At 66.4% G+C, this 18437-nt stretch carries 14 protein-coding genes and 2 pseudogenes; 8 read left to right on the top strand and 8 right to left on the bottom strand.

The genetic code is table 11. The features are described from left to right. Positions 1–250, top strand: a pseudogene (locus ABQE93_RS22575) (amidohydrolase family protein); the annotation flags it as partial. Here ABQE93_RS22575 and ABQE93_RS22570 read toward each other — a convergent pair. Both ABQE93_RS22570 and ABQE93_RS22565 read right to left on the bottom strand, forming a co-directional pair. Then, complete coding sequence (locus ABQE93_RS22570) at positions 247–1482, bottom strand: cytochrome P450 (RefSeq protein WP_448410428.1); 1236 nt, start codon at positions 1480–1482, stop codon at positions 247–249. The pseudogene ABQE93_RS22575 and the gene ABQE93_RS22570 sit on opposite strands and share 4 nt — an antisense overlap. 14 nt (positions 1483–1496) lie before the next feature. Continuing rightward, positions 1497–2534: an LLM class F420-dependent oxidoreductase gene (locus ABQE93_RS22565; protein WP_448410430.1), complete on the bottom strand. Its 1038-nt coding sequence runs from the start codon at positions 2532–2534 to the stop codon at positions 1497–1499. Positions 2535–2620: 86 nt separating this feature from the next. Here ABQE93_RS22565 and ABQE93_RS22560 point away from each other — a divergent pair, with 86 nt between their 5' ends. Then, a complete protein-coding gene (locus ABQE93_RS22560) occupies positions 2621–4117 on the top strand; it encodes an acyl-CoA carboxylase subunit beta (protein WP_448410432.1) in 1497 nt (498 codons plus the stop codon). A gap of 56 nt (positions 4118–4173) precedes the next feature. Here ABQE93_RS22560 and ABQE93_RS22555 read toward each other — a convergent pair whose 3' ends face one another. From ABQE93_RS22555 to ABQE93_RS22535, 5 genes are read right to left on the bottom strand one after another with little or no spacing between them, the layout of a single operon-like run. Beyond that, positions 4174–5250 carry a TIGR03857 family LLM class F420-dependent oxidoreductase gene (locus ABQE93_RS22555; protein ID WP_448410434.1) on the bottom strand — a complete coding sequence of 359 codons (1077 nt, stop codon included), beginning with the start codon at positions 5248–5250 and terminating at the stop codon, positions 4174–4176. Next, positions 5214–5591 (bottom strand): nuclear transport factor 2 family protein, encoded by a 378-nt coding sequence (locus ABQE93_RS22550; protein WP_448410436.1) that lies wholly within the window; start codon positions 5589–5591, stop codon positions 5214–5216. The genes ABQE93_RS22555 and ABQE93_RS22550 overlap by 37 nt, the downstream gene beginning before the upstream one ends. Continuing rightward, positions 5588–6655, bottom strand: coding sequence for a phosphotransferase (locus tag ABQE93_RS22545; protein ID WP_448410438.1), 1068 nt, complete (start codon positions 6653–6655; stop codon positions 5588–5590). Before ABQE93_RS22545 ends, ABQE93_RS22550 begins: the two co-directional genes overlap by 4 nt. Continuing rightward, positions 6652–7764, bottom strand: coding sequence for an alpha/beta hydrolase (locus tag ABQE93_RS22540; RefSeq protein ID WP_448410440.1), 1113 nt, complete (start codon positions 7762–7764; stop codon positions 6652–6654). The genes ABQE93_RS22545 and ABQE93_RS22540 overlap by 4 nt, the downstream gene beginning before the upstream one ends. Then, entirely contained in the window at positions 7761–9386 is a 1626-nt protein-coding gene (locus tag ABQE93_RS22535; protein ID WP_448410442.1) for a flavin-containing monooxygenase, read from the bottom strand. The genes ABQE93_RS22540 and ABQE93_RS22535 overlap by 4 nt, the downstream gene beginning before the upstream one ends. Positions 9387–9546: 160 nt before the next feature. On the opposite strand from ABQE93_RS22535, the gene ABQE93_RS22530 reads away from it, so the two are divergent. From ABQE93_RS22530 to ABQE93_RS22515, 4 genes are all read left to right on the top strand, one after another. Then, positions 9547–10545 carry an aromatic ring-hydroxylating oxygenase subunit alpha gene (locus tag ABQE93_RS22530; RefSeq protein ID WP_448410444.1) on the top strand — a complete coding sequence of 333 codons (999 nt, stop codon included), beginning with the start codon at positions 9547–9549 and terminating at the stop codon, positions 10543–10545. Positions 10546–10683: 138 nt separating this feature from the next. Beyond that, complete coding sequence (locus tag ABQE93_RS22525) at positions 10684–12330, top strand: medium-chain acyl-CoA ligase Mig (RefSeq protein WP_448410446.1); 1647 nt, start codon at positions 10684–10686, stop codon at positions 12328–12330. Between the two features lie 115 nt (positions 12331–12445). Next, on the top strand, positions 12446–13654 hold the full coding sequence (locus tag ABQE93_RS22520; RefSeq protein WP_448410448.1) for a cytochrome P450: 1209 nt from the start codon (positions 12446–12448) through the stop codon (positions 13652–13654). A gap of 3 nt (positions 13655–13657) precedes the next feature. Then, on the top strand, positions 13658–14299 hold the full coding sequence (locus ABQE93_RS22515; RefSeq protein WP_448410450.1) for a TetR/AcrR family transcriptional regulator: 642 nt from the start codon (positions 13658–13660) through the stop codon (positions 14297–14299). 56 nt (positions 14300–14355) lie between these two features. Here ABQE93_RS22515 and ABQE93_RS22510 read toward each other — a convergent pair. Next, positions 14356–15814: pseudogene (locus ABQE93_RS22510) on the bottom strand (aldehyde dehydrogenase family protein). A gap of 182 nt (positions 15815–15996) precedes the next feature. Between ABQE93_RS22510 and ABQE93_RS22505 the strand changes: the two are divergent. Together ABQE93_RS22505 and ABQE93_RS22500 are read left to right on the top strand one after the other, a co-directional pair. Further along, complete coding sequence (locus ABQE93_RS22505; protein ID WP_448410664.1) at positions 15997–17211, top strand: CaiB/BaiF CoA transferase family protein; 1215 nt, start codon at positions 15997–15999, stop codon at positions 17209–17211. A gap of 116 nt (positions 17212–17327) precedes the next feature. Further along, the gene (locus tag ABQE93_RS22500) at positions 17328–18410 is read left to right on the top strand and encodes an IS110 family RNA-guided transposase (protein ID WP_448410452.1); all 1083 of its coding nucleotides are present in this window, start codon (positions 17328–17330) and stop codon (positions 18408–18410) included. Positions 18411–18437 lie beyond the last annotated feature (27 nt).

Here is an 18437-nt window from a genome sequence, read left to right as displayed (position 1 = left end):
ACTCGACGAGGTGCTCACCGCCAACAACGTCCCCGACGACGAGATCAACAAGATGACCTACCAAAACGCCATGCGCTGGTACAACTGGGACCCCTTCACCCACATACCCAAAGACCAAGCCACCGTCGGCGCACTACGCAAAGCCGCCGAGGGCCATGATGTCAGCATCAAAGCCCTCTCCAAGACCGAAAAGGGTTCCCGCGGTGATGCTTTGCACGCCGCGGCACGCGGCAACTCGGGCGGGGACTAAACCAGCGAGTACTGGATCGGCAGGTGCTTGAGCCCGCCGACGAAGATCGTGGCGATGTGCTCTGCCGGTCCGGCCAACTCGACCGATTTCAGCCGCGGAATCAGCTCGCTGAAGAAGCTGTTGATCTCCATCCTGGCCAGCGCGGCCCCGAGACAGAAATGCACACCGTAGCCGAACGCGTTGTGCCGGTTCGGATCACGTCCGATGTCGAAGCGGAACGGATCGTCGAAGACGTCCTCGTCGCGGTTGGACGAGGCGTAAGACAGCAGCACCGACTCCCCCTCCGCGATGCGAACACCGCGAATGGCGGTGTCGGCGCGGGCCGTTCGCATGAACTCCTTGACCGGGGTGACCCAGCGGATCATTTCCTCGGTGGCCAACGGCATCAGGTCCATGTCGGCGCGCAACCGGTCCAGTTGGTCGGGATGCTCGATCAGCGCGTGCAGGCCGCCGGAGATGACGGCGCTGGTGGTGTCGTGCCCGGCGGCGGCGACGATCGCGTAGTAAGAGACGGTTTCGATGTCGGAAAGCGGTTCCCCGTTGATGGTGGCGTTGGCGATCTCCGAGGCGAGGTCTTCGGTCGGGTGTTCGCGGCGTGAGGCGGTCACGTCGGTGAAGTAGCCGAACATCTCGAGCAGCGCGCCGACCTGTTCTTCCTTCGACGTCCCGCGTTGCAGTTCTTCGTCGTCGTTTCCGAACAGTTCCTGGGTGTACTTGAGCATCTTCGGGAAGTCGGATTCGGGCAGGCCCAGCATCGACATGATCACGTAGAGCGGATAGTTCACCGCGACTTCCTGGACGAAGTCACACCGGTCTCCTCGATCGAGCATGCCGTCGACGAATCGCTTTGCCAGTTCGTCGATGCGAACCTTCATCGCGCGCATGGCTTTCGGACGAAACCAGTTCGCGCCGATCGCGCGCAGGTCACGGTGCTGCGGATCGTCGAGGTGGATCAGGGTGCTGATGCCCACCGCCGCTTGTTGTTCGTCGGCCTCTTCGGTCATCAGCACCGGCCGTGGCGCGTTGGTGAACAGCGTGTTGTCGCGTTCGATGTCCATGATGTCGGCATGCTTGGTGATCGCCCAGAACGGACGGTAGCCGGAAACGTCCACCCATGACACCGGGGCGTTGGCGCGCAGGTGCGTCAACGCCGCGTGCAACTTGGGTTCGTCGGCGTAGGCGCGGGGGTCGGCGAACACCCTCGCCGCTTCGTCGATCACGCGAGTACTCATTGGTGGCCTCTCACTCATGCGGCCGGCTGGCCGCGCAGCTCTCGAACGACTTGGCAGACAGTCTCTTCGGGGACCGCAGCCGGAAAGCCGATCAGCACCCGGTCGATCAACCCGTCGCAGCGGTCCCGGACCTTGGCCGCCAGCTTGTCAATGGGCGCGACGACCGCGAACGCTTCGAGGATCTCGTCGTCGATCAGCGTGCCCATGTCGTCCCACTGCCCCGCCAGGCTCAACCGGTGTAGTTCGGTGTGTAGGTCACCCCACCCGTGCAACTCGAGCACTTTGCGGTAGGCGGGCGTCGACCCGTAGAACGCGATCTGTTTACGCGTGGCCACAGCGGCCGCCGCCAACTCCGCTTCGTCGTTGCCGGTGACGACGAAGATGGGGCACGACACCTGAAAGTCGCTGCGGCGCCGACCCGACCGCGCCATCCCCCGCTGCAGCGCCGGCGTCGTCACCTCGGCGAAGTAGCGTTTGGTCGTGAACGCGTGCGCGAGCACCCCGTCGGCGACCTCACCGGACAATTCCGTCATCGCCTCACCCACCGCGGCCAGGAACACCCGGGGGAAGCCGTAGTCGTGGGGCTCGGGGGTGAACATCGGCGTCATCAGCTTGTGCGTGTAGAAGTCGCCGTCGAACTGCAGCCTGGTCCCGTCGCGCCAGCAGGTCCAGATTTCGCGTATCGCGTGCACGAATTCGCCCATGCGGCGCACCGGTTGGCTCCACGGCATGCTGAACCGCTTTTCGATGTGCGGCTTGATCTGCGAGCCGAGGCCCACAATGAGGCGTCCGCGCGAGAACTCCTGCAGATCCCACCCGATGTTGGCGACTGTCATGGGGTTACGCGCGAACGCGACCGCAATGCTGGTTCCCAGGTCGAGGGTCTCGGTGTGTTCGGCGGCCAAGGTCAGCGGCAGGAACGGGTCATGGGCCACCTCGGCCGTCCAGCAGCCGTCGTAGCCTCGTCGTTGCAGTGTGCTCGCCGCGTCCACGACGTTGGCCAACTGGCTCGAAACCGCCCCGTCGACCTTCAGGTCGGCGCCGCTAAGCATGGTCGTAGACGCTACAGTAAGCAATTCAGTATGGTCAACGCGGATACGCCGGTGCGACGATCGCCTATCCGAGGACAGGAGTTGGGATGGCAGAGGCCGAGGGGTGGGAAGACACGCTCGCCGAGCTGACGCGTCGACGCGAACACGCCCACGGGATGGGCGGTGCCGAGCGGCTCGCCAAGCACCGCGGCAAAGGCAAGCTCGACGCGCGCGCACGCATCGCCTATCTGCTCGACGAAGGCACCTTCCGCGAGTTCGGCACGCTGGTCGGCGGTGACATCGCCGCCGACGGCATCGTCGCCGGTTCGGGATATCTGGGCGGCAGGCCGGTGTTGATCGGCGCCGAGGACTTCACCACGTTGGCGGGCAGCATCGGCCCCGGCGGTAACGCCAAACGGTATCGGTTGGCGGAGTTGGCGTTACGGGACCGCGTTCCGCTGATCATGCTGCTCGAGGGCGCGGGCTTTCGGCCCAGCGGTGAACACTACGGTCGCACGCCGACGGACCTGCTGGCCCAGGCGCAGTGCTCCGGCAAGGTGCCGATGGTCGCCGGGCTGCTCGGACCGTCGGCCGGCCACGGCGCACTGGTCGCCCCGGTATGCGACTGGACGGTGATGAGCCAGCAGGGCGCCATCTTCACCGCCGGACCGCCCGTGGTGAAAGAGTCGACGGGCGAAGAGATTACGAAGGAAGACCTCGGCGGACCGACGGTGGCGCTGGCCAGCGGCGTGATCCACAACCTCGCCGAAGACGACGAAGCCGCGCTCGACGACATCCGCCGTTACCTGTCCTACTTCCCTTCCAGCGCTTGGTCCTATCCCGAGTCGCTGCCCGCCGACGACGCGGCCGCGCCGCGGACCACCGCCGAACTGCTCGACGTCGTGCCCAGGGGCAATCGACGCGTCTACGACATGCGGCGCGTGCTCGACGTCGTCTTCGACCGCCCCGACTGGTTCGAGGTCCAGCCGAAGTTCGGTCCCGCGATCATCTGCGCGCTGGCACATCTCGGTGGGCACCCCGTCGCGGTAGTGGCCAACCAACCGCAGGTGATCGCCGGCTCGATCGACGCCGACGCCGCCGACAAGGCCGCACACTTCATCACCGTCGCCGACTCGTTTCACCTTCCGATCGTGTTCCTTGCCGACAACCCCGGCATGCTGCCGGGCAGCCGGTCGGAGAAGGCGGGCGTGCTGCGCAGCGGTGCGCGGATGTTCGCCGCCCAGACCGCGGCGACGACCATCAAGCTGCATGTCACGCTGCGCAAGGCGTACGGCTTCGGCTCGATGGTGATGTCGCTGTTGGGGTTTGACAACCAGAGCGCGACGTTCGCCTACCCGGGCGCCACGATGGGCGCGATGAGCGCGGCCGCCTTGAGCAAGGCTTCGCATGCCGCCGAGGATGTCGAGGCGCGGCTTCGTCAGATGGAGGTCGAGGCGTCGTTCCGATCGGCCGGTCATCTCGGTTTCGACGAGCTCATCCATCCCGAGGAGACCCGCAACGCGTTGCTGACCGGGCTGCAGCGGGGCCTCTCCAGCCGTCAAGCCGCGGCGGAACCGGTGGCCCGCACGACGATCACACCCTAGTTTGCGGGCGGTTTCGGTGCGCTAACCATCGGCCAGCGCTCGTTTGCGCACCGAAATCACCGTGACGCGCGGTAGGCCGCGACGATCGGCTCCAACTCATCCGGGGTTGCACCGTGCATGATGAGCGCGTCCGCGCCGTAGTCGAACTCCTTGCGGATGCGCTCGACACACTGCTGGGCCGACCCCGTGGCGGACGGCTCCAGCCACTCGTCGGGAATCAGCGTCGCGATGTGCTCGATCTGCTCGGGTGAGGCCTTGTGGTCGATGCCGCCGGGGATGGACTGCACGACGGCGTCGTCGCGGAACCGCTGCAGCACAGCGGGATCCCAGCCGTTGGTCTTGACCAACAGATCGCCGTAACCCTGCAGATAGGTCGCCAGCCGGGCCACCGTCTTCTTCAGCCGCAGTTCCTCGGGCAGGTGGTCGCCGACCGTGGCGAAGCACGACCAGACCCGCACGCTGTCCGGGTCGCGGCCCGCCTGCTCGGCGGCGTCCTTGACGGTCTTGACCGCCCGCTTCAGCGTCTCGGGCGTGAAGTAGGTGTGCAGCACGACGTCGTCGAACGCCCGACCACCCAGCGCCAGCGTCTGCGGGCCGAACGCCACGATCGCCAACCGGATGTCCTCGCGGAAGTCCGGATCCAAGAACAGCACCTGGTACTTGCCGATAGGCCCGTCGTGGTTGAAGATCACCTCGCCGTTCCACAGTCGACGCATGACCTGCGCGAAGTCCTCCATCTGCGCCGTCGTCACCGAGGGGATGCCGAACGCCGCGTACATCGCCGCCACCCCGCGGCCGATCCCCAACGTGAACCGCCCCCCGGACAACCGGTGCATCGTGGTCGCCCACGAGCCGGTGATCAGCGGATGGCGGGTGTTGTGATTGGTTGCCGCCGTGGCGATCTGCATGCGCGACGTGACCGCGCAGGCGGCACCGACGAGCGACGACGCCTCCTTGACGTTCCACCGTTCGGAGATGAACGCCGTGCCGAACCCGAGTTCCTCACCGCGGCGAGCCTCGTCCATCAGCGTGGCGGGCCCTTCACCGCCGGCGCCGGCCAGCAGGTAGTAGCCCAGTTCACCCAGCACTTCGTCGTTCACGCCCAGATCCCTTGTTTGTAGCCGCAGTTCCACACTTCGACGATCCTGCCGTCGACTACCCGGAACACTTCCATACTGCCGATCGTGGTCTGCGTCCCGTCCTTCATCTTGATTGGAGACTCGTAGACGATCGCGACGTGCTCGCCGTCGTCACCGGCCACCACCAGGTTCAGATCGAAGCGGATGTCCTCGGTGATCTCCCACATGTCCACGATCCGGCCGACCGCCTGCTCATGGGTCAGGACGTGCGCCTCCTCGCCCACCTCATGGCGAATCACGGTGTCGCCCAGCAACTCCTCGGCGAGCGCGAAGTCGCGCTGATTCCACACCACCAGGTTGTACAGTTCCACCACTTCGCGGGCCGACCGTGTCATGCGAACACCTCCAGGGCGCCGATCTCCTCGATTGCCGCCACCGCCCGGTCGGTGAGCGTCAGACACAGCCGGCGGGACCGCTCGGACAGCGCATCCCAGCCGTTGAGGATGATGACCGGCAACACCATCAGGTAGACGGCCGCGAAGCGGTACTGCCGCCACGCCTCGTCGAACGAATAATCCGTGACGCCGTAGGCTGCCACGTGCTCGAGGTACTCCCGCACGAGCGCCTCATCGTGTCCGGCCCGCACCCGGGCAGGCAGACCCTGGGTGACCAGGTACGCCACGTCGGCCGCGCCCGCCCCGCGCGCGGCGAACTGGAAGTCCACCACCTTCATCTCATCGCCGGCGAAGAACATGTTGTCGGCGCGGATGTCGCCGTGCAGCAGCATGTCGCGTTCGGTTAACACCGGCAATGCCTGGACCGCGCGCTCGGCGAAACGTTCGGCGAACGCGGCCGTCGCCGCCGCCACCGCGGACTCGGTGTGCGCGCGGTAGACGTGCCAGCCCGGCCCGAAGGCGGGCAACAACAGGTCCCGCGCGATCGCGGTATCGAGGGTCGGAAACTGCTCCAGCGCAGCGGATCCGTATGACCACGCGTGCAGTCCCGCGAGCTGGCTGATGCAGATACGGACGCGCTCGATCGTCAGCCCCGCCAGGTGATCGGCGTTATCCCAGTCAGCGAGGTCCTCGAGCAACAACACGAAATCGGCGCCGCCCTCGGTTATTCGGGCCGCATACACCCGCGGCGTCTGCATCGGTGCGTGCAAAGCGACGTCGCGGTAGAACGCCACCTCGCGCCGGTAGCCGCCGAGAAGTTCCATCGCGCCGCGCGCCTCGGACTGCGCGGGCAGCTTCGCGATCAGCGTGGCCGGCACGGCAGTGCCCGTCAGGTGCAGTCGGTACAGCAGCGACGAAAAGCCGGTGTCCATCGCGATCTGTTCGGCGCGCACAGCGGTCACCGTGGCCTCGCCGATGCCCGCGTCGACCCGCAGCGCCTCGGTCAGCCAGCCCGCGTCGACCTCGTCGATGCCGCCGGGCACCGCGGCAGTGCTTGCCGTCATCCCCGCACCCCTTCGCGCACCGACGCCAGAAACCGTTCCGACGCGTCCTGCACACCGCGGGCGAACAGGTGCCCGACGTGGCTACCCGGATGCCAGTACAACTGGCCGCCCCAGCGCCGATGCAACTGCGAAGCGGGTTCTCGCCGGGCCATCTGGTCGTGCCAGGCGCCGACGATCAACCGGCGTTGTGGCGGCGCCGACGGTTCGAGGGCCTGATAGTCCACCACTGAGGAAACCCGCTCGACGGGCTCTGAGCGCAGCAACTCGATGGTGTTGCGCACCGACGGACCCCACCGGCCCAGGTGCGCGGCGATCATCGCGTTGAGACCGAAGATCGGGGTGTACACGGCGACGGCGTCGACCTGCTCGAGGTGGGCGACCAGTCCCGCCACCGGGGTTCCCATCGAAACCCCCGACACCGCAACGGTGCTCGCCTGCGGGCGCAACCAACGCAGCACGGCCCGCACCTCCGACACCGCCCGGATCATGCCCGCCAGGTTGTTCAGCGGATCCATGTTCGGGTAGATCGGCCATCGGTTGCGCCGGACCCCGCAACCGGGCTGCACCGGTAACGCAATGTTGTACCCGAGGCGCTCCTGCAGCCGCCGCGCCCGCGAGAACACCAGGTCGATCGGCTGCCCCTGGCCGGCGCCGTGAATCCACACCAGCCACGGCCGCTGCTCGTCATCGTGTCGGCACAGGTGGACCGCCGCGGTGGCGCGACCGCCGAAACCCAGCGCGGCCAACGGCGCGGGCAGGTGGGGATCGTGCTCGTACACCAGCTGCTCATACCGCAACCGCCCGAACCGACGCCGCCGCACTGTGTTCGGCTGCAGCGGTTCGGGTTCGACGTGCACGCCGGCCAGGCCCGCGGCGGTCAACTCATCGGCTACGGCCGCGCAGGATTGCACCGTGCGCTCCAGCTTCGGCGGCGGGGCGGTCAGCGTCATCGAGGTCAGTGCCAGCTCGTCGAGCAAGACCTCGCCGAACTGCCGGGCGCCGCTACGGGACAGCGGGTTCCAGCCGGGTTCGTCGACCGCGGCGTGGGCCCGCGGAAGGATCCCGGCGAAGTCGCGGGTGATGCGGTAAGCGCGTTCGGCGGTCCTCATGCGAGCTTGAAACCGGTGTAGCCGGCGTCGGCGATCTCCTCGCACCGACGTCGGTACTCCGGTATGCCTGCCGTGTAACCCATGTACATCCGCTTCTTGCCGGGCACGTTGCCGCCGTTGTACCAGGAGTTACACGTCGGATGGTCGAGCACCGTCGGCGCGACCAGCGACGTGGTGTGCTCGACCCACTCGCGCTGGGCGTCGGGTGACGCCTCGATCGTGCGGTACCCGTGGCCTCTCAGGTAGTCGATGCAGTCACCGATCCACTCCACATGCTGCTCGAGCGCGGTCACGAAATTGCTTGCCGGGGCGGGGCTTCCGGGGGCCTGGACGATGAACAGGTTCGGAAACCCGGCCACCGCGATCCCGAGGTAGGCATACGGTCCCTCCGTGGTCCAGAAGTCGCGCAGAGACGTCTGGTCTCGGCCGGTGACCGCGATCCGCGTCATCGCCCCCGTCATCGCGTCGAATCCGGTGGCGTAGATGATCACGTCCAACTCGTGATCGCCTTGCTCGGTGCGGATGCCGGTCGGAGTGACCTCGACGATCGGCGCCTTGCGCAGGTCAACGAGCGTCACGTTGTCCCGGTTGAACGTCTCGTAATAACCCTGGTCGATGATCGGGCGCTTACATCCGAACGGGTGCGTCGGGGTCAGCGCCGCCGCGGTGTCGGGATCGTCGACGATGCGGCTCACGGCTTCGCCGTAGAGCTTGGCCGCCATCTGGTTGGCCTCGATGTCGAAGAACACGTCGCCCCAACTCAGCGCGCCGATGACGCCGCCCTCGTCGACGGCGCGCAGTTGCTCCTCACGCGACGCGGATTTCAGCGGCGGTTTGGTCATCATCTCGAACATCACCGAGAACGCGCTCAGCCGAGCCGCCCCCACCGCGTGTTCCCGCTGCGCAGCGCGGATCTCGGCGTAGTTGGCCTTGAGCTTGTCGAGTTCTCCGTCGTCGAAGGGGCGCACCTCCCACGGCAGCGTGTAGGCGGGCGACCGCTGAAACACGGTGAGGTGAGCGGCCTGCTGGGCGACGACCGGAATCAGTTGCACCCCGGTGGAGCCCGTGCCGATGACCCCGACCCGCTTGCCGGAGAGGTCGACATCCTGCTTCGGCCACCGGCTGGTGAACAACGAAACCCCTTCGAACGAATCCATGCCCGGGATCTCGGGTTCCTTCGGCACCGACAAGATGCCCGTCGCCGCGACGACGAACGGCGCGCGCAGCATCTCGCCCGCCGTGGTTTGCACCTCCCATTGGGCGGCGACCTCGTCGAAGGCCATCGCGGTGACCTCGGTGTGGAACCTAATGTCGCGGCGCAGATCGAGGCGATCGGCGACGAAGTTCAGGTACGCCTCGATCTCGGGCTGGCGCGGCATCGTCTCGGTCCACACCCATTCCTGCTGGATCTCCTCGGAGAAGCTGTAGGAGTACTCGATGCTCTCGATGTCACAGCGCGCGCCCGGATACCGGTTGAACAGCCATGTGCCGCCGACGTTCTCGGCCTTCTCCAGAACGACGGCACGCAGGCCCTGCCCGCGGAGCCGATGCAGCGCGTACAAGCCGGAGAACCCGGCCCCGATGACGATCGCGTCGAAGCGGGCATCCTCAGGTGTGGTCACAGGTCGGTACCTCGCGTCCAGAAGTGGAGATACTGTAACTATTACAGTATTGCGCCGGTCGGCCGGCGCGTTTCCGATAAACGCCGTTCGGCACAGCACCTCCTGAAACCGCTACTGTAAGCTCTTCCATTGAGTTGGCGGACGCGGGAGGCGGCCTGGGATGAAAGTACCGTTCACCTGGAAGGTCACCGGCTGGTTCATGATCGGCTGGTCGGCTGAGTTTCCGCAGAGCGAAGTGCGCCCGCTGCGGTACTTCGGCGAGGACCTCGTCGCCTACCGCGACGAATCCGGTGAGCTGCATGTGTTGTCCGCGCACTGCCGTCATCTCGGCGCCCACATCGGCCATGGCGGCAAGGTCGTCGGCGACTGCGTCGAATGCCCGTTCCACGGCTGGCGCTGGGGCCCGGACGGGACCAATCGCTACATCCCCTACCAACCCGACCGGCCCAACAAGGCGTTGCGGCTGCGCGTCTATCCGGTCGTCGAACAGTACGGCTGCGTGTTCGCCTGGCACCAGCCGGACGGCGAGCCACCGCGGTGGCAACTGCCGGACCTGTTCCACAAGTTCCCGCAGTTCCCAACCGCCGAAGACGCGTATTACCGCCCGTACCCGGAGTTTTCGAGCCGCGCCGAGCGCGAACCGGTGCATCCGCAGATCGTCGCGGAGAACGGACCGGACAGCGCACACTTCCGCTACGTGCACGGCGCCACCGTCACGCCGGTCAACCTGAACTGGGAGACCGTCGACGAGGAATGGCGATTCCTCACCGGCTGGCCCGATGCGCGCAGCGACGATCCCGACAAGATGGCGCTCTACATCCACAGCCACTTCTCCGGACTGGGCTTCGCGATCAGCGCCTTCGAGGGCTCCTCGAACCACCGGCTGATCTTCGCCTGCACACCGGTGGAGGACGGCTACTCGGACATGTTCTATTCGATCTGGTGGCCGCGGCTGCCCGGCGACACCTCCGACGTGCCGCCGGACAAGGTGCGTGAGCAAGTCCAGCGGCAGTTCATGGGCACCGTGTGGGACGACCTCAACATCTGGCGCTACCAGGAGTACATCGAGAACCCCGCGCTGTCGAAGGTCGATGCGAAGCCCTACATGGCCATGCGGAAGTGGGCGACGCAGTTCTACGAAGTGCCCGCCACCCAGTAACCGATGACGCCGTCGACCGCCGCAAAGAGGGCCACGATGGCCGATGCGCAGGGCAACGTACTATCCGATGCCAATGGTCTGATGATCAAACTCCTCGCTCATCAGCCCTGAAAGGCACCCTCGAAAGGCCCACTGTCTGTGACCACACAGTTCACCGTTCCAGCCGTCGCCGACACGGTCGCGGCCGCCGTCGGCGACCGGGAGTTCATCATCCAGGGCAAGCGGCGCTACACCTATACGCAGGTGAACGAACGCGCCAACCGCCTCGCGGCCTACCTGCACAGCCGCGGGTTGGGCTGCCACACCGAACGCGCCGATCTGCAGGGGCACGAAGCCGGTCAGGATTTGTTGGGCATCTACGCCTACAACGGGCCCGAGTACGTCGAGGCGATGCTCGGCTCATGGCGGGCCAGGGTGGCGCCGTTCAACGTCAACTACCGGTACGTCAAGAACGAACTGCAGTATCTGCTGGCTGATTCGGGCGCGACGGCGTTGGTCTATCACGCAGCGTTCGCGCCCCGGGTGGCCGAGGTTCTCCCGAAGCTGCCGAAGCTGCGCGTGCTCATCCAAATCGCCGACGACTCCGGCAACGACCTGGTCCACGGCGCCGTCGACTACGAATCGATCGTCGCGTCCGGGTCGGTTGCGCCGCCACCCGTCGAGCCGTCACCCGACGACCTCTACGTGCTCTACACCGGTGGCACCACGGGTATGCCGAAGGGTGTGCTTTGGCGTCAGCACGACATCTTCATGACGTCGTTCGGCGGGCGCAACATGGCCACCGGCGAACTCACCACCTCCTATGAGGAAATCGGAAAGCGCGTCGCGGAGAACCCGGGCACCAAGATCTTCACCCTGCCGCCGCTGATGCACGGGGCCGCCCAGTGGGCCGTGATGACCGCGCTGAGCACCGGGCAGGCCGTGGTGTTCTCCGAGAATCCGGCCAAGTTCGACGCCGACGAGGTGGTACGCACCATCGAACGGGAGCAGGTGCTTGCAGTGCAGGTGGTCGGCGACGCCATGGCCCGCCCGCTGGCCGACGCGATCGAACGCAGCTCGGCTGATCTGTCGTCGATGGCGGTGGTGGCCAACGGCGGCGCGCTGCTCACCCCGACGGGTAAACAGCGCCTCATCGACGTCAAACCCGGGCTGATCGTCATGGACGGCGTCGGATCGTCGGAGACCGGTATCCAGATGAACCACATGTCGGCGCCCGGTGCGGTGTCGACCGGCAAGTTCAACGCGGGCCCGGATACGTTTGTGGCGGCCGAGGATCTCAGCACCATCCTGGAACCCGGCCACGACGGCATCGGGTGGCTCGCCCAACGTGGTTATGTGCCACTGGGTTACAAGGGCGACGCCGAGAAGACGGCAAAGACTTTTCCGGTCATCGACGGCGTGCGCTTTTCGATACCCGGCGACCGGGCGCGCCATCTGGCCGACGGCGGCATCGAACTGCTCGGCCGCGACTCGGTGACCATCAACTCCGGCGGCGAGAAGATCTTCGTCGAGGAGGTCGAGACCGCGCTGCTGTCGCATCCGGCGGTGGCCGACGTGGTGGTGTCGGGCCGGCCCAGCGAGCGGTGGGGTCAGGAGGTGGTCGCGGTGGTCTCGCTCGTCGAGGGAGCCAGCGCCGACGCACAGGAACTCATCGAGCACGCCGGCAACTCGATCGCGCGCTACAAGCTGCCGAAGGCCGTCGTGTTCCGGCAGGCGATCGAACGCAGCCCTGCCGGCAAGGCCGATTACCGGTGGGCCCGTGAACAGGCGACCAGCGAGGCCTAAGGCCGTCGCATTTCGCGGTCCAGGCCGGTATCTATCCATCGCGTAGCCCGATACTGTAAGCTTTACAGTACCTGTGGCAGGTTACCTGTCCCGACCGAAACGATGGAGATCCGCCGTGGATAGCCCAGTACAGGATGTCACGGTCGATGAAGGCTTCGACCTGCTTCGCGATCCCTATCCCCTCTTCGCGCAGAAGCGCAGGGACACCAGCGGTGTGTTCAGCGGCAGCGTCATGGACTGGTCCAAGGCCCCGGAGGCCATGCCGGAAAACCTGTACGCCGCAGTGTCTTTCGATGCGGTCAACCGGGTGTTCCGCGACGGCAAGGTGTTCAACTCACAGATCTATGACAACACCATCGGCCTGTTCATCGGGCCCACGATCCTGGCGATGGAAGGTAAGGCGCACTGGGACCATCGCAACCTGGTCTCCAAGGCCTTCAAGACGAGGTCGCTGTCCCGCTGGGAACCCGAGATCGTCCGACCGGTCGTCACCGCGTTGATCGACGAGTTCATCGACGACGGGCACGCCGACCTGGTGCGAGACTTCACCTTCGAGTTCCCCACCCGCGTCATCTCGCGGCTCCTCGGACTACCCGAAGACGACCTGCCGTGGTTTCGCAAACGCGCTGTCGAGCTGATCAGCTACCACGTCAACTACAAGCGCGCCTTCGAAGCATCCGACGCGCTGAAGGACTACTTCCTCACCCAGATCGACCAGCGCAGGTCGAAACCGACCGAAGACATCATCGGCGATCTGGTCACCGCCGAAATCGACGGCGAGAAGCTCAGCGACGAGGCCATCTTCTCGTTCCTGCGGCTGTTGTTGCCCGCCGGCCTGGAGACTACCTACCGGTCCTCGGGAAACCTGTTGTACCTGTTGCTGACTCACCCCGAACAGTTCAACGCCGTACAGGCCGACCGCGAACTGATCGGGGCCGCAATCGAAGAGGGGCTGCGGTTCGAGACACCGCTGACCACCGTGCAGCGCTCCGCCACCGAGGCGACCGAACTCGCCGGCGTCGAGATCCCGCAGGGCGCGGTCATCGACGTGTGCATCGGATCGGCGAACCGCGACGAAAACCGTTGGGAACGTTCCGAGGAGTTCGACATCTTCCGCGACCGCACGCCGCATATCTCGTTCGCCGCGGGTGAGCACACCTGCATGGGCCTGCATCTCGCGCGGATGGAGACCCGCGTAGCCCTGGAATGTCTACTGGACCGGCTCGCCAATGTCGAGCTCGTCACCGACGACAACCCGCACATCTGGGGTCAGCCATTCCGCTCGCCGACGGCGATTCCGGTGACGTTCGACGCCGCGCGATGATCCGTGGCGAAGAACGCATCAGTACCTGACCGGAAACGGCGGGACCGCGGCTCGATCAGCCCTGACGAAATCATCAATGGCGCTTTCGAAGTCGCCGCCGAGGTGTCGATCGACAACCTGAGCATGCCGCAACTGGCGAAGCACCTGGACGTGGGCGTCACGAGCATCTACTGGTACTTCCGCCGCAAGAACGATCTGCTCGACGCGATGACCGACCGCGCGCTGCAACGGTTCAAGTTCACCGCGCCGTCGATCGACGCGTCGAACTGGCGCACGTCACTGCGCCAACACGCCCACACGATGCGACGCCGGTTCCGCGATGACCCGATCATGTGCGACCTCGTGTTGATCCGCGGCCAGTTCGGTAGCCAAGCGGTCCACGGCGCGCTGCAGAAGATCGAGCAACCGCTGGCGGCGCTGGTGCAGGCCGGGCTGACTCCGCAGCAGGCCGTCGAGATCTACGGTGCGATCTCGGTGCACATCCGAGGCTCGGTGGTGCTCGAGCGGTTGCAGGAAAAGACCGAGGGGTTTCCCGCCCAGCGCACCGGCGGCGACCGCTATATCGGGTTCGCCGACGACATCGACTACGACTACATCCTCGACAGCATCCTTGATCAGGCCGAGGCCCTCATCGCCGCCGCCTGATCCGGCGATTTCGGCGCGCTCATGCCCCCTCAGGGGGTGTTTCCGCGCCGAAATCACTACTTGCGGGGTGTGCGGTGGGCGATCGTCTTGGTCTCCAGGTACTGCTCGAAGCCCTCGATGCCGCACTGGCGGCCCACCCCGCTGTGCTTGTACCCGCCGAACGGTGCGTCGGCGCCGTAGAACATGCCGCCGTTGACGCCGAACGCGCCCGTGCGGATCCGCCGGGCGATACTCATCCCGCGGTCGTGCGAGCGTGAGATCACCGCCCCGGCAAGGCCATAGGCGCTGTCGCTGGATGCGCACCGCATCGTCGTCGTCGGAGAAGGGCAGCACGATCAGCACCGGCCCGAACACCTCCTCCTGGGCGATCGCGGCGCTGTTGTCGACGCCGACGATCACGGTGGGAGCCACGTAGTGGCCGCCGGTGAGATGCCCCGGCAGACCATCGACCGCGCCGCCGCCGGTGGTGACCTCGGCGCCGTCACTGCGGGCGCCGTCGATCGCGGCCAGCACGCGACCCTTCTGCGCGGCGCTGATCACCGGCCCCACAAGGGTTTCCGGCTGGGCCGGGTCGCCGACGGGCACGGCCTGATATGCGGCGGTGATGTTGGCCACCGTGTCGTCGAACAACGACTTGTGCACCAGCATCCGGGTGGTGGCCGCGCAGGCCTGCCCGGCGTGGACGCAGACGCCCATCGCGGCGCCGACCACCGCGGCCGGGTTCGCGTCGTCGAGCACAATCGCCACCGATTTCCCGCCGAGTTCGAGAAACATGCGCTTCACGGTGTCGGCGCCCTGGCGCATCAACAGTTTGCCGACCGCGGTCGATCCGGTGAACGAGATCATGTCGACGCGGGGGTCGGTGCCGAGCAGCCCGGCCACGTCGTTGGACGCGGTCGGTACCACGTTGAGGACACCGGCGGGAATGTCGGTGTGCTCGGCCACGATCCGGCCAAGCCGGGTGGCGTTCCACGGCGTGTTCGGATCGGGTTTGAGCACGACGGTGTTGCCGGTCGCCAGCGCGGGACCGAGTTTGTTGAGGATGACCTCGATCGGGAAGTTCGACGGTGTGATCGCGCCGACGACGCCGACGGGTTCCTTGACCACCGTGCGCACGTTGCGCTCCCCAAACAGGCCGCCACCGTCGAGTCGACGCTCCCATTCGAACGTGTCGATCAGGCCGGCGGGATAGCGCAGCGCCTCGGCCAACGGCCAGTCGAGTTGCGCGGACTGCGTCGTCATCGCGGGGCACCCGACTTCCGCGATCAGTTCCTCGCTCAGCTCGTCGCGTTCGGCCTCGATCGCCGCCTGCAACTGTTCGAGGCAGTGCTTGCGCAACGCGCGGTTGGTCGACCAGTCGGTGTCATCGAAGGCCCGCCGCGCGGCTCCGATCGCGCGTTCCATATCCGGTCCGTCCGCGCTGGCGGTGCTGCCCAGCACCGAACCCGTTGCGGGGCTGAGGTTGTCGAACTGCGCGCCGGATGTCGCCGAAACCAGTTGGCCGTCGATGAGCATGCGACTCTCGGCGCGACCGGCCGCCCGGCGGCCGATGTCGACGCTGGTCTCGGCCGGTTCGGCAGCGTCGCTCACCTGCACCCCATACAATCGGAGGCTGCGGGACGCTCAACTGTAACCATTACAGTAGGATAATTCAAAGCCGACGCTGGCGTGTGGAGAGGGCCGATTTGATCAAGGTGATGGAGGGCGTTCGCGTCCTCGAGGTCGCACAGTTCACGTTCGTTCCGGCGGCGGGAGCCATCCTCGCCGACTGGGGTGCCGACGTCATCAAGGTGGAGCATCCGGTGCGCGGCGACACCCAGCGGGGTTTCATCAACATGGGTGGCTTCCAGATGGACCCGAACCGCCATCCGCTCATCGAGCATCCCAACCGCGGCAAGCGCAGCGTCGGTATCGACGTGTCCAAGACCGAGGGTCAGGAAGTTCTCTACGAGATCGCGAAGACCGCCGATGTGTTCCTGACCAATTACCTACCGAGGCAGCGCCAGAAGCACAAGTTCGACGTCGAGCACATCCGCGCGGCCAACCCGAACATCATCTATGCGCGCGGCAGCGCCTACGGCGACAAAGGGCCCGAACGTGACATCGGCGGTTTCGACGGGACGGCCTTCTGGACTCGGAGCGGCGTCGGTCACGCGTTGACGCCCGAGGAGATCGGCGGCGCACTGTCGCAGGGAATTCCGGCGTTCGGCGACTCGATCGGCGGCATGAACATCGCGGGCGGGATCTCGGCCGCACTGTTTCACCGCGAGCGCACCGGCGAGGCGGCCGAACTCGACGTCTCGCTGCTGAGCACCGCGTGGTGGGCGGCCGGCGCCAGCGTCACACAGGGCATGGAGACCGGCGAGACCATGCGGTCGCTGATGCCCGACTCCGTGGCGCCGACGGTGAACCCGTTCCTGGGCAACTACCTGACCTCCGACGGCGGCACCATCAACCTGTGCATCGTCAGCCCGACCGGATACATCCGCGATGCGTTCGAACACCTCGGGTTGCCGGAACTTGCCGACGATCCCCGGTTCAACGACGTGCTGCCGTTGATCGAGAACGCCGCCGCCGCAGTCGAACTCATCGCCGATTCGATCCGCAGCAAGCCGTTCGACTACTGGCGCGAGCACCTCAAGACCATGAAGGGGCAGTGGGCGCCGTTCCAGAGCCTGATCGACCTCGCCAGCGACGAGCAGGCGGTCGCCAACGACATGGTCGTTGAGGTGGAGGCCGGCGACGGCGGTGAGCCGTTCAAGGTGGTCCGCGGTCCGGTGCAGTTCAACCACGAACCCCTCGAGACCACCCGGGCACCACAGGCCTCCGAGCACACCGAGGTCGTGCTGATGGAGATCGGCATGGACTGGGATCGCATCGAGAAGTTCAAGGACGCCGGCGCCATCGCCTAGACGGTATGGGGGCTGACTCGGGGCCGAAGGCCTCGGGCTGCAATCGGGCGTGGGTTGCCGGTGTCGAGTGAACACTCGCACGGGTAGAGCCACAGTTGCAGATCAGGAGGCCTCCGGTGAGTTTCAACGGTACGAGTGTCGGGTTGGACGTGCACGCGCTTTCGGTGGTTGCGCATGCCGTCGATGAGGAGACGGGTCAGGTCGAGCGGGCGCGGTTGTGTCCCGATCACGGCGAGATCCTCGATTGGTTGCACCGGCTTCGTGGCCCGGTGCGGGTGGCCTATGAGGCCGGGCCGACGGGCTTCGGGCTCGCGCGGACGTTGGCCGCTGCCCAGATCGACTGCGTGGTCGCGGCGCCATCGAAGCTGATCCGTCCGGCTGGGGACCGAGTCAAGACCGATGCCCGTGATGCGGCGCATCTGACTCGGTTGCTGCGGTTGGGCGAGGTTACCGCGGTCACGGTGCCCGAAGTCGAGGTGGAGGCCGTGCGGGACCTGGTCCGCGCTCGCGAAGACGCCCGCGCCGATCTGATGCGGGTTCGGCACCGATTGTCCAAACTGCTACTGCGCCAAGGCCGGGTGTACTCGGGCGGGCACGCATGGAACGGCGTGCACGAAACCTGGCTTCGGCGCCAACGATTCGACGACTCCCACACCACCGCGGCCTTCGATCACCACTTCGACGCCGTCCTTTCAGCGACCGCAGCGCGGGACCGGCTCGACGAACAGATCGTCACGGTCGCGGCCTCACCGCGGTGGGCTGATCCGGTCGACCGGTTGGGCTGCTTGCGCGGCATCTCGGCCCTGACCGGTCTGGCGTTGACCGTGGAGATCGGGGACTGGACGCGGTTCACCGGATCCTCGATCGGCGCCTACGTCGGGCTGGTCCCCACCGAGTACTCCTCGGGCGCCTCGCGGGTGCAGGGTTCGATCACCAAGGCCGGAAATGCCCACGTCCGTCGATTGTTGATTGAATCGGCCTGGCACCACCGAGCGGCCTACCGCAATCCCGGACCGACGATGCGGGCCCGCTGGGCCAAGGTCGACCCGGCGCTCAAGGATCGCGGGCATGCCGGGAACCGACGGCTGCACCAGCAGTGGTGCCGGTTCAACGAACGCAAGAAGCCCCACGTGGTGGCCAACGTCGCGATCGCCCGCGAGCTGGCCGGCTGGTGCTGGTCACTGGCCACGCTGACTTAACAGGCCATCACCCAACTTGATCGGAGC

The sequence above is a fragment of the Mycolicibacterium sp. XJ662 genome (assembly GCF_053484035.1).
This window is presented reverse-complemented; position numbering and strand designations above follow the sequence as displayed.

What these genes read in the sequence shown, in the direction of transcription:
- ABQE93_RS22570 (WP_448410428.1), bottom strand. Translation starts at nt 1,482, where the DNA reads ATGAGTACTCGCGTGATCGACGAAGCGGCGAGGGTGTTCGCCGACCCC.
- ABQE93_RS22565 (WP_448410430.1), bottom strand. Translation starts at nt 2,534, where the DNA reads ATGCTTAGCGGCGCCGACCTGAAGGTCGACGGGGCGGTTTCGAGCCAG.
- ABQE93_RS22560 (WP_448410432.1), top strand. Translation starts at nt 2,621, where the DNA reads ATGGCAGAGGCCGAGGGGTGGGAAGACACGCTCGCCGAGCTGACGCGT.
- ABQE93_RS22550 (WP_448410436.1), bottom strand. Translation starts at nt 5,591, where the DNA reads ATGACACGGTCGGCCCGCGAAGTGGTGGAACTGTACAACCTGGTGGTG.
- ABQE93_RS22545 (WP_448410438.1), bottom strand. Translation starts at nt 6,655, where the DNA reads ATGACGGCAAGCACTGCCGCGGTGCCCGGCGGCATCGACGAGGTCGAC.
- ABQE93_RS22540 (WP_448410440.1), bottom strand. Translation starts at nt 7,764, where the DNA reads ATGAGGACCGCCGAACGCGCTTACCGCATCACCCGCGACTTCGCCGGG.
- ABQE93_RS22530 (WP_448410444.1), top strand. Translation starts at nt 9,547, where the DNA reads ATGAAAGTACCGTTCACCTGGAAGGTCACCGGCTGGTTCATGATCGGC.
- ABQE93_RS22505 (WP_448410664.1), top strand. Translation starts at nt 15,997, where the DNA reads ATGGAGGGCGTTCGCGTCCTCGAGGTCGCACAGTTCACGTTCGTTCCG.